The 16,809-nt window shown below is 58.4% G+C and carries 15 protein-coding genes; 11 read left to right on the top strand and 4 right to left on the bottom strand.

Features of this window, described 5'->3' with window-relative positions; genetic code table 11:
* The first annotated feature begins 51 nt into the window (after positions 1-51).
* The 4 genes from B2590_RS09260 to B2590_RS09245 all read left to right on the top strand — a co-directional run bounded on the left by B2590_RS09260 (position 52) and on the right by B2590_RS09245 (position 4,632).
* Complete coding sequence (locus B2590_RS09260) at positions 52-501, top strand: DUF411 domain-containing protein (protein ID WP_273065945.1); 450 nt, start codon at positions 52-54, stop codon at positions 499-501.
* Positions 502-575: 74 nt separating this feature from the next.
* A complete protein-coding gene (locus tag B2590_RS09255) occupies positions 576-2,294 on the top strand; it encodes a sensor domain-containing diguanylate cyclase (RefSeq protein ID WP_075194687.1) in 1,719 nt (572 codons plus the stop codon).
* Between the two features lie 75 nt (positions 2,295-2,369).
* Positions 2,370-4,358 carry a ribonuclease R family protein gene (locus tag B2590_RS09250; protein ID WP_286811006.1) on the top strand — a complete coding sequence of 663 codons (1,989 nt, stop codon included), beginning with the start codon at positions 2,370-2,372 and terminating at the stop codon, positions 4,356-4,358.
* 67 nt (positions 4,359-4,425) lie between these two features.
* Entirely contained in the window at positions 4,426-4,632 is a 207-nt protein-coding gene (locus tag B2590_RS09245; RefSeq protein WP_127401950.1) for a hypothetical protein, read from the top strand.
* Here B2590_RS09245 and B2590_RS09240 read toward each other — a convergent pair.
* Positions 4,629-5,525: an acyltransferase gene (locus tag B2590_RS09240; protein WP_127401951.1), complete on the bottom strand. Its 897-nt coding sequence runs from the start codon at positions 5,523-5,525 to the stop codon at positions 4,629-4,631. The genes B2590_RS09245 and B2590_RS09240 overlap by 4 nt on opposite strands.
* Positions 5,526-5,896: 371 nt before the next feature.
* Between B2590_RS09240 and B2590_RS09235 the strand changes: the two genes are divergently transcribed.
* A complete protein-coding gene (locus B2590_RS09235) occupies positions 5,897-7,048 on the top strand; it encodes an alpha/beta fold hydrolase (RefSeq protein WP_286811005.1) in 1,152 nt (383 codons plus the stop codon).
* A 167-nt stretch (positions 7,049-7,215) separates the two neighbouring features.
* On the opposite strand, the gene B2590_RS09230 is transcribed toward B2590_RS09235, so the two are convergent.
* Positions 7,216-7,887: a haloacid dehalogenase type II gene (locus tag B2590_RS09230; protein ID WP_127401953.1), complete on the bottom strand. Its 672-nt coding sequence runs from the start codon at positions 7,885-7,887 to the stop codon at positions 7,216-7,218.
* Between the two features lie 139 nt (positions 7,888-8,026).
* On the opposite strand from B2590_RS09230, the gene B2590_RS09225 reads away from it, so the two are divergent.
* The 4 genes from B2590_RS09225 (at position 8,027) to B2590_RS09210 (ending at position 12,510) form a co-directional block, all read left to right on the top strand.
* A complete protein-coding gene (locus tag B2590_RS09225; protein ID WP_036211452.1) occupies positions 8,027-8,938 on the top strand; it encodes a LysR family transcriptional regulator in 912 nt (303 codons plus the stop codon).
* A 223-nt stretch (positions 8,939-9,161) separates the two neighbouring features.
* The gene (locus B2590_RS09220) at positions 9,162-10,367 is read left to right on the top strand and encodes a Bcr/CflA family multidrug efflux MFS transporter (protein ID WP_036211455.1); all 1,206 of its coding nucleotides are present in this window, start codon (positions 9,162-9,164) and stop codon (positions 10,365-10,367) included.
* 102 nt (positions 10,368-10,469) lie between these two features.
* Positions 10,470-10,967 carry a thiol peroxidase gene (tpx, locus tag B2590_RS09215; protein WP_036211458.1) on the top strand — a complete coding sequence of 166 codons (498 nt, stop codon included), beginning with the start codon at positions 10,470-10,472 and terminating at the stop codon, positions 10,965-10,967.
* Positions 10,968-11,235: 268 nt separating this feature from the next.
* Positions 11,236-12,510, top strand: coding sequence for an MATE family efflux transporter (locus B2590_RS09210; protein ID WP_051947109.1), 1,275 nt, complete (start codon positions 11,236-11,238; stop codon positions 12,508-12,510).
* 3 nt (positions 12,511-12,513) lie between these two features.
* On the opposite strand, the gene B2590_RS09205 is transcribed toward B2590_RS09210, so the two are convergent.
* Positions 12,514-12,942 (bottom strand): thioesterase family protein, encoded by a 429-nt coding sequence (locus tag B2590_RS09205; RefSeq protein ID WP_036211464.1) that lies wholly within the window; start codon positions 12,940-12,942, stop codon positions 12,514-12,516.
* A 282-nt stretch (positions 12,943-13,224) separates the two neighbouring features.
* Here B2590_RS09205 and B2590_RS09200 point away from each other — a divergent pair, with 282 nt between their 5' ends.
* A complete protein-coding gene (locus B2590_RS09200; protein ID WP_278366669.1) occupies positions 13,225-14,862 on the top strand; it encodes an MBL fold metallo-hydrolase in 1,638 nt (545 codons plus the stop codon).
* 42 nt (positions 14,863-14,904) lie between these two features.
* Here the strand turns inward: B2590_RS09200 and B2590_RS09195 are convergent, their stop codons facing one another.
* Positions 14,905-15,063, bottom strand: coding sequence for a YqaE/Pmp3 family membrane protein (locus B2590_RS09195; protein WP_007155136.1), 159 nt, complete (start codon positions 15,061-15,063; stop codon positions 14,905-14,907).
* Positions 15,064-15,284: 221 nt separating this feature from the next.
* On the opposite strand from B2590_RS09195, the gene B2590_RS09190 reads away from it, so the two are divergent.
* Positions 15,285-16,748: a succinylglutamate desuccinylase/aspartoacylase domain-containing protein gene (locus B2590_RS09190; protein WP_075194674.1), complete on the top strand. Its 1,464-nt coding sequence runs from the start codon at positions 15,285-15,287 to the stop codon at positions 16,746-16,748.
* Positions 16,749-16,809: the final 61 nt, after the last annotated feature.

Here is a 16,809-nt window from a genome sequence, read left to right as displayed (position 1 = left end):
GGCGGCGGAGAACCAAACCACGATCACAGCCATCATCATTGAGGTAACATCATGAAAAAACAACTGTTGGCCCTTGGCCTCGTCGCAACCGTCGGCTTGAACGGTCAGTTACAGGCCGAAGACGGGCTGAAAGACATCCATGTCTACAAGTCACCGACCTGCGGTTGCTGCACGGATTGGGTGGACCACCTGAAGGAAAATGGTTTCAAGGTGGAAGTCACTGAAACCAATAACCTGAATCCGATAAAGATCGACGCCGGCCTGACACCGTCACTCGCCAGTTGCCACACCGCGTTTGTTGGCGACTATGTGATTGAAGGTCATGTGCCCGCCAACGACATTCACCGGTTGATCGCCCAGGCCCCGAAAGCAAAGGGTCTGTCGGTGCCCGGCATGCCGGCTGGCTCACCCGGCATGGAAGTGGGGGGCCGCAAGGACCACTATCAGGTGTTGATGTTCAACGACAGCGGCCAGACCAAAGTCTTCGCAGAACACAACTAGTTTTCCTACACACTTTGCTATGCCTGCTCTATCATACCTTCCAGATAGATCCAGACTGTGCATAAGGAAAGCTTTTGAGCCTGAAAACCCGACTACTGGGCCTGGCAGCGGCTCTGATGATCATCGCCTCAGTCGCCTCCTGGCTCGCGTATCGTGAGCTTTCAGACGACATCATCGAGCGCTGGGGGCAGCAGGTTGCCGAAATACAGGTGCGCTATGACAGCGCCCGCCTGCTGCAATCCCTGGAACGGGAAATCGGGCTCGCCCGCCAGATGGCCGACTCCTCCACGCTGGTCAACTGGGCTACCTCACCGGAAGATAAGGCGTTACAAAGCGACGCCATACGCGAAATGGAAAGCTTCCGGAGCAATTTCCGCGACAACAGTTATTTCGTCGCCCTCCGTGATTCCCGCCGCTACTACTACAACAATGCCAACAACGAATTTGCGAATGATCAGTTCCGCTACATCCTGGACCCCGACAAACCCGAAGATGCCTGGTTCTTCCAACTGATTGAGGAAGGCCGCAACTTTCATCTGAACGTAAACCCCGATACCGAACTCGGTGTGACCAAACTCTGGATCGACGTGCTGATGCGGGATGAGGAAGATCGCATCGTCGGCATGGTCGGTACCGGCCTGGACCTGGACGCGTTCCTGCAGGATATCGTGGATATTGACCAGGAGGGGATCACCACCCTGTTCGTGGACTACAACGGCGCGATACAGCTCTACCGCGACCGCAACTACATCGACTTTGCCAGCATCATCAAACCCGAAGGCCAGAAAAGCACCGTCGACCTGCTGTTTGATAACCCGGAAGACAAGCAGAAGGTGCTCGGCATGCTGCAACTTCTGAAAAACCGGGGCGGCGCCACCGGTGCCGTGGAGAGTAGCTTTGTGACCGTGGACGGCCGAAAACACCTGGCTGGCGTGGCCTTCCTACCTGCCATCGGCTGGTTCGAGATCACCCTGCTGGATCTTGAAACGCTCCTGCCCCGCAGTTACCTATGGCCTCTGGTTGCCGTGTTCCTGACCAGTTTGCTGGTCACCCTGATCCTGTTCCATCTGATTATCCGTTCGCGCATCCTCAAACCCCTCGTCAGCCTTGAGAGTGCGGTTGAGAAGGTTCGAGGTGGCAGCTTTGCGCTTCCGCACCTGGAAAAACCGGACAACGAGATCGGCCGGCTTGCCAGTCATTTCGAGACAATGACCGACACCCTCGAGCATTCAACCCGCGAACTGGAACGGAAGGTTGCGCAACGTACTGACGAGCTGAACAGGCTGGCGCGTGTTGACGCCCTTACCGGGCTGAAGAACCGCCGTGGTCTGGACGAAGCCCTGGATGAAGAAATACAGCGGGCAAAACGACAGAACACGGGCTTTGGTCTGATCTGGCTGGACATTGACCACTTCAAGGCCATCAACGACGAGCTTGGCCATCAGGCCGGTGACGACATTCTCTGCCGCGTGGCACTGTGGCTCAAGGCCGGCGTGCGGCCCTACGACCACCCCGGCCGCTGGGGCGGCGACGAATTCGTGGTGGTGCTCTCGCCCTGCGATGAAGATACGCTGTGCCAGATTGCCGCGCGGATACGCGAAACCATCGAAAGGGACAGCATTCGCACCGGCACGCCGGTGACCGTTAGCGTGGGCGGGTACCTCTGCCAGCCCGGTGACGACGTTGACACCATTCTGCGACAGGCCGATCAGGCGCTTTACCGTGTGAAACAGCAGGGGCGGAATAAAGTGCTTATCACGGATGGATCAGGCCAGGAAATTAACCCCGCGTAACATGGTCTGACTCATACCGCCATAACCGGTATACTCCGCAGCGACACTCAAATTTTATCCAGCCAGGTTCTGTTCATGCTCAATGCCGACGCCCTCAGCCAGTTGCGCCAGCTGAAAACCAATATCGAGGAAAACAAGGTTGTCTTTCCGGGTACCGTCAAAGCCACCAATGGGCGTTTCGGCTTTGTTGCGCTGGATGAGGGGCGAGACGTCTTCCTGCCACCGGAAGAAATGCAGAAAGTGCTGCCCGGTGACCGCGTCAAGATCACCGAGGAAGAGGGTGACAAAGGCAAGACCCAGGGCATGATCGACGAGCTGCTGGACACCAGTCTGGACACGTTCGTTGGTCGCTATCTGGTGAAAGGTAAAGGCCACTTCGTGGTGCCGGAAACCCCCGGCATCAACCGCTGGATCTTCATACCGCCGAAAGAACGCCAGGGTGCCGAGCCCGACGATTACATCTACTGCCAGATTCACAAACATCCGATCAAGGATGGCAAAGGCCAGGCAAAGATCCTGAAGGTCCTCGGCAAAGCCGGTGATACCGGCATCGAACGCGCACTCACCGTTGCCACCTTCCACCTGCCAGACACCTGGCCTGACGCCGTGCAGAAACAGGCCAGTGCGCTGGATGAATCAGCCGTTGACGCAAAAAGCGAAGGCCGGGACGATCGCACCGACCAGCCCTATGTGACCATCGACAGCCCCGGCACCCAGGACATGGACGATGCCCTGCTGGCAGAGCCCAACGCCACTGGCTGGAAACTGTCCATTGCCATTGCTGACCCGACGGCTGTTATCGAGCCGGGCAGCCCTGCCGAGCAGGAGGCCTTTCGCCGCGCCACCGCCATCTATTTTCCCGGCGAACCACTGCCCATGCTGCCGGATACCCTCAGTACCCGCCTGTGTTCGTTAATGCCGGACACCAAGCGCCTGGCACTGGTCTGCGACCTTCAGGTGAACAACGATGGCAGCCTCGGCGACTATCAATTTCATCAGGCAGTGATTCGCTCCCACGGCAAACTCAGTTATGAACTGGTCTCCAACCTGATCGAAGGCCGGGAAGACGACGATATCAAGGCGCTTCCGGATACCGTTTCCAACAGCCTCGACCAGCTCCACCAGATCGCCACCGCTCTGCGCAAATGGCGAAACGAGCACGCACTGGTGAACGGTGACCGCCCCGAATTCCGGCTGCGCCTGGACGAGAATCGCCGGATACGGCTGATCGAGCCCTCGGTTCAGAACGAGGCCCATCGCCTGGTGGAAGAATGCATGATCGCCGCCAACCGCTGCGCGGCCGACTTCCTGGGGCAACGTGACAAGGGGCTGTTTATCCAGCATCCCGGTTTGCGGGACGACCGCACCGACAACGTCCGCGCCTTGCTGGAAGGCTATGCCCCACAGCTCGCCGATATCGACGCCACCAGCGCCGCAGGCTTCCGCGACCTGATGAAGCAGACCGACGGGCTGGACGCAGAGGTTCCTATCAAAGCCATTATTTCCCGCCAGCTTGCCCGCGCCGAGCTGTCGTTCACGCCCGCCCCCCACCAGGGCATGGGGCTGGCCGCCTACACCACGTTCACGTCGCCACTTCGCAAGTTCAGCGACTTCCACGTGCATCGGCTGATCAAGTCGATCCTGTGGCAGGAATCGCTGAACGAGCTCAACGATGACCAACTGGCCGAACTGCAACAGACCCAGATCCGCGCCCGCCAAGCAGCCAACAGCCTTGAAAGCTGGCTCAAGAGCGATTTTGCGAAAACCCTTGGCGAGGACTCGATGACTGGCGTGATCAGCCGCACAACACCTGCTGGGTTCTTTGTACGGCTGGACGCCAACGGCCTGGAAGGGTTCGTGAGCTGCAAGACACTTGAAGGTAAGTTCAGCTTCGATCCCGTTACGTTGCGCTTGGTTCACAACAAGAACGGCCGTACGTTCCAGTTGGAACAACCCGTGACTGTGACCTTCTCCGGCGTCGACGACGAAAGAAAGCAGATCCAGTTCAATCTGGTGGATGCGCCGACTGAAGGCCGCGAGCCCGCGAACACCGACGAGGCTTGAAAATCCGGCTCCGGAGCGCCATCTTAGTGAATAAGCGGGCACTTATTCGTTACGGAGGTGAATCCGGATGCCTATCAGCCCAACCGAGTTCCTGAAGAAGTACGGCTTCGAAGAGGAAGAAGAGGAGCGCGACCACAGCCTGCGCCACAATGCGATGGAACACGCAAAGCACTTGAAGCGCCCTCATGCTGGCACACCCCATGACTGGGAAGAGTGGGAGCGCTACAAGAAAGAGCACCCGGACGAGATCGAGGATGACGAGGACAATTCTTAGCCCTGCTCAAGCATCCTCGACAGACGCTCGTCCTTCGCCCGCCACTGTTCTGCCAGCCAGTTTTTCACGTTTTTGCGATGCTCGGCATCCGTCGCGTAATCCCGGCCCTTCAGGTGCGCCGGGATGGTAACTGTGTCGATCTCCATGCCGACTTTACTCACCCTTCCACACATGAAATCCCAGAACGTTGGAGCGCCCCCTGGATAGGCAATCGTGACATCCACCAGTGTTTCGATGGAGTCGCCCATGGCATCCAGCACAAAGGCCACGCCACCGGCCTTGGGCGTCAGCAGGTGGGTGTATTTTGATTTCTGCTTGTCATGCTTGGCCTGGGTAAAGCGCGTGCCTTCAACGAAATTCATCACGCTCACCGGGGTGTAGCGGAACTTCTCACAGGCCGTACGGGTCGCTTTAAGATCTTCACCGCGCTTTTCAGGATGTTTGATCAGGTACTCACGGGTGTAGCGTTTCATGAACGGGAAATCCAGTCCCCACCAAGCCAACCCTATGACCGGCACCCAGATCAGTTGTTGCTTGAGGAAGAACTTCAGAAACGGTGCACGGTGGTTGAACACCCGCTGCATGGCGAAGATGTCGACCCAACTTTGATGGTTGCTCAACACCAGGTACCAGCTTTCCCGCTTGAGCTTTTCGTCGCCGTGGACGGTCCATTCCGTGCCTTGGGTGAGTTTCATCCAGCCGGTGTTGCAGGCAACCCAGGCTTCGGCGATCCAGATAATGACTTTGGTGCACAGCACCCGGAAACCGGTGTGGGGAATAATCAGCTTCAATATCGCCGGGATGTAGAGAAGCAGGCACCAGAACAGGGTATTCAGCCCCAGGAGGATGGAACTGATGACGCCGATAACGGGAGCTGGCAGGAAGCTGAGCATGGTGGTCCTGTTGTTGGTTTTTTAAGATGGCTGAATGATACCAATGGTTGGCAGGTTTGGGCAGTGGCCTGAAGTGACCGGTTTGCCATTGGTGATGGACGTTCTTGCCATAGTCGCACCTGAGGTTGGCCGGTAATCTTGGCCCCAGCCTGTTAGCCGCTGAGCTATGGTGAGGAGTGGACAGGCCTTCGCCAGACACGCCGTAAACCCCTCCATGGGGGCTCGGCATTGCCATCCATGGCAATGCACGGTCTGTCAAAGGCCTGTCCACTCCTCCCCTGTTACTCTTCAGTTAACGCCTTCTGGCCATCACAATGCCATAAACAACATAGATTTTTTGGGTGAAGCCCGCAGCAACGATGGACACTTCCATGCCTGATCCACTGCAGTACGCCTTCAACAAAGTCTCGGGGCTGACTCGCCAGACCGCACTATACGCCGGTAACGCCTTTGATCGGGTATTCCGGGCCGCCAGCCTGGTGCAGGCAGGGCAGACACCGTTCGAGACCTTGTACACCGATGGGCTGGTGAGCCTGCGATACTACCCACCGCTGGCCGAGGATTTTATCGAGTTGGACGGCGAGATGATTGATGTGGAGCGCACGCCCCACAAGACGCCCATCGTGATCGTGCCGCCACTGGCGGTGAACATGCTGATCTACGACCTGTTTCCCCAACGCAGTCTGGTGCGGTTCCTGCGGGCCAAGGGGTTTGAGGTGTACCTGATCGACTGGGGCGTACCCACGCGCCAGCACAGTCACTACAACCTGCACACCTACGTGGCGGAGTTGCTGCCGGCATACCTGAACCGGGTGCGGGAGCACAGCGGTGAGCAGAAGCTGTCGCTGCACGGCTGGAGCCTGGGCGGCATGTTCACGCTGTTCTATTCTGCCCTCAGCCGCGACCAGCACATCCGCAACGCCATCGTGCTGGGTTCGCCCATCGACAGCCACGCGTCAGGCCTGATGGGTTTGATGTACCAGCGGGTGTCCGACGTCGCCGATTTCGTCCGTAAGCGCACCGGCTTCCGCCTGCATGACGTGAAACCTCATTGGTTCCACTCTCCGGGCTGGGCCAACACCATCGGCTTCAAACTCACCAACCCCATCGGCAGCGTGATGGGCTACTGGGAACTCATCGTCCGCCTGGGCGACCGCGACTTCGTCGCCAGCCACGCCACCACCTCCGCCTTCCTCGACCGCATGGTCGCCTACCCCGGCGGCATCGTGCAGGATGCCGTGGTACGCCTGTGGATCGACAACGAACTCTCCAAAGGCCAGATCCAGATCGGCGAAGACGTCGCCCGGCTGGAGAATGTAAACGCCAACTTACTTGCCATCGCCGGCGATACCGACACCCTGGCAACCCCCGGCGCGGTGAAACGCATCGAAGACCATGTCAGCTCGAAGGACGTTACCTTCCGGGTTACCCCCGGGGGCCACATGGGCATTCTGGCCGGGAGCAAGGCGCCGAAGGAAAGTTGGCTGGAGATGGCGGAGTGGTTGGCTGAAAGATCGGACTGAATCACACAGAACGCGCGACTGGGAGACCGCCGGCACATAAGTCGGAAGCGCGTCTCGTAGCGTCCCTTCCAAAACTGTGCGGAGCCATGGATGGCGGAGCCCAAGCCGAACAGGACGTCTTGAGGCGTGTTTTGGAAGGGACGCTACGAGACGCGCCACCCCGGAAGTTAAAGGTTATCCAATGTAGCAGGTAGCTCAGAAAGACTCCGAACCACCGCATTAGGCTCAACCCCCCAATCTTCAAACACCTTCCCGGCATCCCTCTGCACCCAGATGGTCGTCAACCCCGCCGCCCGGGCACCAATCACATCCCACGCGTTGCTGGACACCAGGCACAGAGGCTTATCCATCGCCCCGGTTGCCCGTCGTGCATAGGCATACACCGCCGGGTCCGGCTTGAAGCTCTTGATGTCATCCACCGACACCAACCCCTCAAACTGATCCAGCAAATGGTTATGCCCCAGCACCTTCTCCAACGCCGGATAGGTGCCATTGGAAAAGGCAAACATCCGATACACGCCCTGCAGGGATTCCAGTGCCGGCAACGAGTCGTCAAACGCAGGCAGGGACAGATAGGCCCCCATCAACTCATCTTCCCGCTCTCCACTTAAGCTCAACCCATGGCTGGCCATCGCATACCTTAGCGCCTGCCGGGTACAGGCCCCGAAATCCTCGTACATGCGCATCAGCCCCTTGCGAAAGGAAAACTCCAACTGTTTTTCCCGCCACTGGGCACTCACGGACTCCGCCGCCTGGCCTGCGTCTGGCGCCAACAGGTCTGCCATTCCCATGGGGTCCACCAGGGTTCCGTATACATCGAAGGCCAGGATCGGTTTCATCGGGTGCTCCTAAATTTGTTCAACCAGTGTCACGACATCGTAAACCAGTCGGCATCGTTTTTTGAATGCTTACTCAAACCACCAACAACAAAGTACTCCGGAATGGGCAACCTCCCACGCCTCGGGTACACTGCTACTCATGAACCCTGTTGATACATTTAACCTCGACATTCGCTCCCTCAGCACCTTCATTGCAGTGCTGGATGAGGGCAGCGTTTCTCGAGCTGCTGTACGACTGGGCGTGAGTCAATCGGCTGTCAGCCACACCCTGGACCGATTACGCCAGGCCCTGGGCGACGCCCTGTTCGTCAAATCCGGCCGAGGCATTGTCCCCACCCGGTATGCTCTCCAGGCCGGCCCACACATTCGCCAGATACTGGACGACCTGCACTCCCTGTCTTCCGGGCCGCCGTTTGCCCCGGCCACGGCCGAGTTCACCTTCACCATCGCCGCCAACGACTATCAGCGCGACCTGCTGTTACCCGGACTGTTGTCCGTGATCCGACAAGAAGCGCCTGGCATCCGCTTGCAGGTTGTCCCCTCGGGCATTCCGACCGCCGACATGTTGCGTAAAGACTTGTGTGACTTGATTATTTCCCCTCACGCACCGGAAGCTACCGACATCATGCAGCGGGGCCTGATGGCGGATCAGATGGTGGTTTTCTACGATCCCGCCATCCGCCAGGCCCCGGAGTCCCTGGCGGATTACCTGAAGGCGGACCACATCGCCATCCTGTTTGGCACGGGTGAAAAAACAGCTTTCGAAGGTTCGTTAGCCGCCCAGGGATTGACCCGGAGAACCGCCGTAACCGTGTCCAATTTTTCCGGCCTGCCAGCCTTCCTGCAAGGCACTGACATGCTCGCAACAGCACCCAAGCGCATGAGTGAGGACTTACTGCAGCAGTTTGCATGGACGCCCCTACCGTTCGACTACAAGCCATTCACATTGCTGATGCTGTGGCACAAACGCAACCAGAACGACCCCGCTCACCGCTGGATTCGAAACCACGTCAACGGCGTAGCAGCGACCATCAATGGCCTCAATACCTAATTCATCTGATTTGTTCATACATTGTATGAAATAGCTGGCCGTTATCCCAGGACAGGACGAGCGTAGACTCCCCATATCAGATTGAGCGCTGGGTGAGAGCCGGCCTTCTGAAACCGTGCGGAGCCATGGATGGCGGAGCCGAGCGTACAGGGATGTATTTACAGCGTGTTTCAGAAGGCCGGCTCTCACCCAGTGCCGTACTCCAAAGATTCCGGGATCAGTGATGCTCGCACTCACCAGTGTATGGACAACGATACTATTGGCAGCCGCTGTCGCCCTCGGGCCGCTGGCGATTGATATGTACCTGCCTGCCTTGCCCGCTATGGGAGAGGCGCTCTCGGCCAATACAGGTCAAGTACAGCTTACGCTGAGTATCTACATGGTCGGGTTCGCCCTGGCCCAGTTGGTCTGCGGCCCGCTGGCGGACCGGTTCGGGCGTAAGCCCATCATGATTGGCGGATTCCTGCTGTTTGCGATCGCCAGCGTTGTTTGTGCTCTTGCGACCAATATTGAAACACTGATCCTGTGCCGCTTCCTGCAAGCGCTTGGCGGCTCGGCCGGTCCAGTGCTGGGCCGGGCAGCCGTACGGGATATCTATTCCCCACGGGACGCCGCAAAAATCATGGCTATTCTGGCCAGCATCATGGCCCTGGCACCCGCTGTTGCACCAACTCTCGGCGGTTTTATGGTGGTCAGCCTGGGCTGGTCGTCAATTTTTCTGGCACTGGGTGGCTACGCGCTCATCATGGCTGTGGTGGTTGCAGTGGGTATTCCCGAGCCGATGCGCCCGGAAAACCGGCAATCCCTTCGCGTTAGCAGCCTATGGAAGAACTACCGGGCAATTGCCTCGGACATCAGCTTCCTGGGCTACACCCTGACCAACTCCCTGACCTTCGCCGGCCTGTTTGCGTTCCTGTCAGGCTCGTCGTTCGTGCTGATTGATTTCCTGGGCGTGGAACCCCAGCACTTCGGTCTGTTCTTCGCCTGTATCGTGGCCGGTTATATTGGCGGCAACCTCACGGCCATCCGCCTGGGCCGCTCGTTTACGCCAGATCAGATACTGGTGCGAGGCCTGACGATATCGGTTATCGGTGGCGGCTTAATGGCCGCACTGGCAGCCTCGCAGGTTTACAACGTATGGGCAGTGGTGCTACCACAAGCCTTGTTTATGGTCGGTGTGGGCATGGTCCTGCCCCAGACCATGGCCGGGGCCCTGGCTAATTTTCCCCAAATGGCCGGTTCGGCCTCCGCACTGTTCGGCTTCACCCAGATGGTGGTTGCAGCCATTGTGGGTGCTCTCGTGGGCCACTTCCACGACGGCACGTCACTGGTGATGGCAGGCATCATCGCTGCCTGCGCCATTGCGGCCCTCGGCAGCTACCTGCTAATGGTCCAGCGCCATCCGGCTCCCGGATTTGAGCCCGCCTGAAACCAACTTAACTCGACTCCCGGATGAAAAAACATCCAAAATGGGCTACACAGAGTAAGCTGTTAAATACAAATCCATTAGACCAGTATCAGGGAGTTCCAAATGAGCAACGTCACACTCGGCGGCAATCCAATCACCGTGAGCGGCACCCTTCCGCAAACCGGCGACACCGCCCCCAACTTCACCCTAACCACTCAGGGCCTGGAAGACGTCACCCTCGACAACTGGGCTGGTAAGCGCAAAGTTCTGAATATTGTCCCCAGCGTAGACACCCCGACCTGCGCCACCTCCACCCGTAAGTTCAATGAAAAAGCCAGCAGCCTGGACAACACGGTGGTGCTGGTCATTTCTGCCGACCTGCCCTTCGCCGCCGGTCGATTCTGTGGTGCCGAAGGCCTGGAAAATGTCACTACCCTTTCCAGCTTCCGAAACTACAGCTTCCAGGAAGATTACGGTGTTGCCATCCAGGACGGCCCACTTGCTGGCCTGACCTCCCGCGCGGTGGTGGTTCTGGACGAGAACAACAGGGTTCTGCACAGTGAGCTGGTTGGTGAGATCAAGGAAGAACCGAATTACGAAGCCGCTCTTTCGGCGCTTTGATTCCCAGCACTCCGACTTACTGAAAGCGACTCCGTAATCGATGTGCGAAGGCCGGGGCGCCTTCCCCAGACCGTGCATTGCAAGGGATGGCAATGCCGAGCCCCCATGGATGGGTTCACGGCGTGTCTGGGGAAGGCGCCCCGGCCTTTGCACCCACTCACAAACCGATAACTGCTAGAATCGCCCACCAAGCAAAACACCTGGAACAGAAGCCACCAACGTGACGAACGCCACCCCACAAGCCAGCCTGCCGCGCCAGTTGTTCACCATGACCTGGCCCATGCTCTTCGGCGTACTGTCACTGATGACCTTCCAACTCGTCGACAGTGCCTTCATTGGCCAACTCGGCCGCGACCCACTGGCCGCACTGGGCTTCACACTGCCCATGCAGCAGCTCATCATCGGCCTGCAGGTGGGCCTTGGCATCGCCACCACCGCCATCATCTCCAGAACGCTAGGCGCCGGCGACCAACTCCGCGCTGAACGCCTGGGCGGCCTCGTCGTCACCGTGGGCGCCACTCTGGTGATAATCCTGTGTATCGCCCTATGGCTGCTGCAGACCCAAATCATGGCTGGCCTGGGTGCCGAACAGAGCCTGCTGCCGCTGATCCGCAGTTACTGGATACCCTGGCTGCTCTCCGCCTGGACCGGCGCCATGCTCTACTTTGGTTACAGCGTGTGCCGCTCCCATGGCGATACCAAACTCCCTGGCTATATGATGGTCGCCACCAGCGTGGCAAACATCGCCCTGGACCCGTTGTACATCTTCGTTTTCGGGTGGGGCCTGCAAGGCGCTGCCCTGGCAACCGTGACCGCCTTCGGTATCGGTTGCCTGTTTATCTACCCCAAACTGCTGCGCTCTGGCTGGATACGCTTCGACCTTTCCCAGCTGGCCCTCGGCAAGGCACTGAAACAACTGAATGGCATCATGGCGCCGGCCATGGTCAGCCAGCTGATGCCGCCAGCCTCGGCCATGTTCGCGACCGCCATGGTGGCTGGCTTTGGCTCCGCCGCCGTCGCGGCCTGGGGCCTGGGCACTCGCCTCGAGTTCTTCTCCATTGTAGTGGTGCTGGCACTGACCATGTCGATGCCGCCCATGATTGGCCGCATGCTTGGGGCCGGTGAGCTTGCGCGGATTCGCGTTCTCGTGCGATTGGCGGTTCGTTTTGTGGTGGTGTGGCAACTGGCCATTGGGTTGATCTGGCTTTTAGCGTCAGGAGTGGTCTCAGAGCTGTTTACCAGCGATCGCGCCGTCAGCGATGTGTTGGGTAGTTATCTGGTTCGGGTGCCGCTGAGCTATACCGGCCTGGGCATCTGCATGCTGATGGTGTCGGTGTGCAATGCGCTGGGGCTTGCCATGCGGGCGCTGCTGGTGTCGGTCCTGCGGTTATTCCTCTGCTTTCTGCCACTGCTTTGGCTCGGCTCACAGCTCGGCGGTATCAACGGCCTGATGAGCGGTGCGCTGGTTGGCAATCTGATGGCAGGTGTCATGGCCTACCTGTTCTACCGGCAAGGCATCCGAAAGCTGGCACTCCAGGACTAAATACTAATCGCCGAAGCGTGCTCGGAAACTCTCTGGCATCGGCACAACCGATTTGCGCTGGTAATTGAAGAACACGAAACCGTACTTGGCCAGGGCCACGGGTTGACCGCTCTCCGCCTTGGTTACGCGGAATACGAAATCCCCGCCGTATTTGTTGAAGTCCATCAGCCCCACTTCAAAGCGGAGCATCTCCGGAAAGAACGATTCCGATTGGTACATCGTTGCCAGGTCGGTCACGATAATACCCACGCCGTTTTTGTCGGCTTCCTCGACACCATAGTTCACCAGGAATTGTGCCCTGGCTTCAGACAGCATGGAGATTAACGCATCGTTTCCCAGATGGTTGGCTCCATTGATATCGGTGATCCGAACCGGCATCTTGGTTTCAAAATAAAAGGCGTTATCCGGAAAAGAGAGCTTGATGCGAGCCAAGTCGGCGTTCCTGTGTGGGGGGATTTTCTGTAAACCCAATGATACTTGGTTGTAACCATGCCGACACCCCGAGACAGCAGACCGAACATTCGTTATCTTGGACTTTTACCGGCAGCCTTCACCGTTGCCCGATGAAAGGGGTTGGGAGGCTACTGTCAAAACTGTGCGGAGCCATGGATGGCGGAGCTCAAGCGCCACATGGACGTGCTTGAGCGTGTTTTGACAGTAGCCTCCCAACCTCTTTCCAGCACCAACAGTCTGACCAACAGATACGGACACTCTATGGATATTCGCCCTGCTGCCACGCTGGTTTTGACCAAAGACACTGCTGAAGGTCCAAAGATCCTGCTGCTGCAACGAACCTGGGACGCGGTATTCATGCCGGGCTATTTTGTCTTTCCCGGTGGTTCTGTCGACGATCAGGAAAACAATGGGCGGGCCCACGCAATCGGGCGGGCTGACACTGAAATCAGCCAGACAATGGCCATGGATGAAGGTGGCGCCGACTACATGCTTGCGGCTGTCCGGGAGTGTTTTGAGGAAGCGGGCATTCTGTTAGCCGTTGATGAAAAAGGTGCTGCGCTGACTCATGACCACCCCATTCACAGCGACCGCGAAGCTCTGTTTAAAGGTGAGTTAACCCTGGCGGAACTGTGCCATCGCTATAACCTCACCATTCCCCTGGACCGTCTGGGCTACCTCGGGCACTGGGTGACACCGCCGGGACCTCCCCGGCGCTTTGATACCCGCTTCTTCATTGCAGTGGCACCGGAAGGGCAACGGGCAAGTCATGACGGCAATGAAACCATTGACCACGTCTGGCTGAGCCCGGCGGAAGCCCTGGAAGATCATCGCAGTGGCCGCCGCCTGCTAGGGTTACCAACCATTGGGACGCTGCGGATACTGGCGGAGTTCGACACCACGGAAGCCCTCATGCGCTATGTCCACGCTAATCCGCCGGAGCCCTATCCCAACAAGCCGTGGCCGGCGGTCAAGAAAGACAGGACCACGATGTTGGAGCCGGGGGCACCCGCCTATGACGAAGCGGTCAAGCTGGACCCGGAGGGTGCAGGCTCTACACACGCGGACATTGTTCCCGGGGAACCGGTGGAGGTGGCGGCCGGTGTGGTTCGCCTGACAGCGCCAAACCCGGGAATGATGACCGGCCCCGGCACCAACACCTATGTGCTTGGCCACAAACGGTTTACGGTACTGGACCCCGGCCCGGACGACGCAACGCATATTGAGCGCATTCTGGAACTCACTGGTGGAGCGATTGATCAAGTGGTGGTCACTCATACCCACCAGGACCACTCGCCGGCAACAGTGGCACTGAAGGCAAGAACCGGCTGTCGCGTTTACGGCCAGCTGGCTCCCGAAGGCCCGGCCCAGGACCAGACGTTTTCGCCGGATGTAGAGCCGGTGAATGGTGACCTGATCGTCACCGAGGCTGGCACCCTGAAAGCCCTTTACACCCCGGGGCATGCCTCCAACCATCTTTGCTATCTGCTCCTGGAGCAAGAGCTGCTGTTTTCTGGAGACCACATCATGCAGGGCTCCACCGTGGTCATTAATCCGCCAGACGGTGACATGAAGGCCTACCTGGAGTCGCTGTACGACCTGCTGGCCGAGTCCGTGCGTTACATAGCGCCTGCCCACGGTTTCCTGATGGCACGCCCCGAATCGGTGATTGATTATCTCATCACGCATCGTCTGGCACGGGAGCACAAGGTTGTCAGGGTGCTGAAAAGCCTCGCCCCGGCCAGCCTGAAAGATCTGACCGCAAAGGCCTATGACGATGTCCCGGCGGCGATCCATGGCGTCGCCGCCCGCTCCGCGCTGGCGCACCTGCTAAAACTGGAGGCAGATGGCCGGGCTGCGCGAGAAGGCGACATCTGGCGCACCACTCCCGACATTTGAAGCCCGCCCCTCACAGACACTTGGTTCCTGCTCAGGGGCGGCCTATTTTTTCGCGATGATCCAGACGGCGTGCACGATACCGGGAATGTAACCGAGAATCGTCAACAGGATGTTGATCCAGAAGTGTTTGCCAATCCCCACCTGTAAAAAGACGCCCAACGGCGGTAACAAAATCGCAACCAGAACTCGCAAAAGATCCATACAGTTTATCCTCCATCGAACGTATAACGGATACAGAACTGCAATCCGCATCCTGTAACCTCTTTGAATAGGTCATTTTGCGGAATTACACAACGAGTTCATGAAAGTGGCATTAAACCTTTGTCACAGCCGTATTCATGAAACAATGGGGTCTCTATCCTTGTACCGTTTTCACAGATCGGACAACGAGCCTCAAACTGGCTGAAGACTCGAGAGGAATTATGCTGTATCGCTGGCTGACACATCTGTTTCGCGCTGGCCTGATGTTTACCCTGACTGGCAGCCTGGTCGCAATCCCTGCCGTCTACGCAAACAAGTCCGATGACTCCGATAACACGGAGATGCTCGTCGCGGAGCTTGCCGAGGACGAGAGTGTTGAGGATGTCGAGCATTCGGAACCCTTGCGCTCGTCTGAACCGAAAAAGAATAGCGGTAAAGCAGACACCACTCAGAAATCCGATGAGGAGCTCGCCTCACAGGATAAAACACCAGATTCCACGGCAGAACCGGCCGTGGAAGAAGTGGCCCCCAATGTTGATTTAAAGGAGGTGGCGCCGCCTCCAAAGCCCGCTGAACCAGCGGAGTCGAAGACTTCGGAGCCCGAACCTTCGAAGCCCGACGCAACGGCGGATCAGCCCAAACCCACTGCCCAGGGCGCAGACCCCGCAACGGCGACCGATGAAAACGGCGTGGAAGAGTCTGCTGAGGTGACGGAACCCGAAAAGGCCACCAGCCTGAAAATGCTCGGTGCCGAGGTTCTGCCCGGAACGTCGACTCGCCTGGCCTGGTCCCCTGCCATCCAGATTGCCGGCCTGTCGCAACCAACACCGGTTCTGGTGGTCAATGGCTCCAAACCCGGCCCTAACCTATGCCTGACCGGTGCCGTTCACGGTGATGAACTCAACGGCATCGAGATCATCCGCCGCACCATGTACGACCTGGAGCCAGACAAGCTCTCCGGCCGGGTGATCGGCATTCCCATCGTCAACCTGCCGGGTTTCCAGCAAGGCAGCCGCTACCTGCCCGACCGCCGTGACCTCAATCGTCACTTCCCCGGCAGCACCGATGGCAGCCTGGCGGACCGCATTGCCCACTCGCTGTTCGAGAACGTAATCCGTCATTGCGACATGTTGGTGGATATCCACACCGGGTCTCTCAAGCGCACCAACCTGCCCCAACTGCGTGCGGACATGAATAACCCGGAAGTGGCGGAACTCACCCGTGGATTTGACCGCATGGCAGTCGTTCACAGCACCGGCACCACCGGCATGCTTCGTCACGCCGCTGTCGAAGCCGGTATCCGGTCCGTCACCATGGAGGCGGGTGAATCACTTCGGATCCAGGAGCACCAGATCAAGGCCGGGGTGAACAGCCTGACCAGCCTGATGGACAAGGAAGGCATGATTTCAAGGATGTTCGTCTGGGGAGATCCGGAACCCGTCTATTACGATTCCGAGTGGATACGGGCCGAACACGGCGGCATTCTGTTCAGCGAAACCAAGCTGGGGGCCAAGGTTTCTGAAGGTGAAATCCTGGGTTATGTTTCGGATCCCATCACCAACGCCCAGCATCCCATCCGCGCCCGCAGCAGCGGCCGAATTATCGGCATGGCGGTGGATCAGGTGGTCATGGCCGGTTTTGCGGCCTATCACGTCGGCACAGAAGCGGAAGTGCCGGGAGAATAAAAAATGGGGTCAGAGCAAGCTCTGACCCCATTTTATCGTTCAACTGTCAGGATACTAAACG

The sequence above is a fragment of the Marinobacter sp. UBA3604 genome (assembly GCF_002375325.1).
In the GTDB taxonomy this organism is placed as follows: domain Bacteria; phylum Pseudomonadota; class Gammaproteobacteria; order Pseudomonadales; family Oleiphilaceae; genus Marinobacter; species Marinobacter salarius.
Note: the sequence above shows the minus strand (reverse complement) of the source record. Positions and strands in the feature narration are given on the sequence as shown.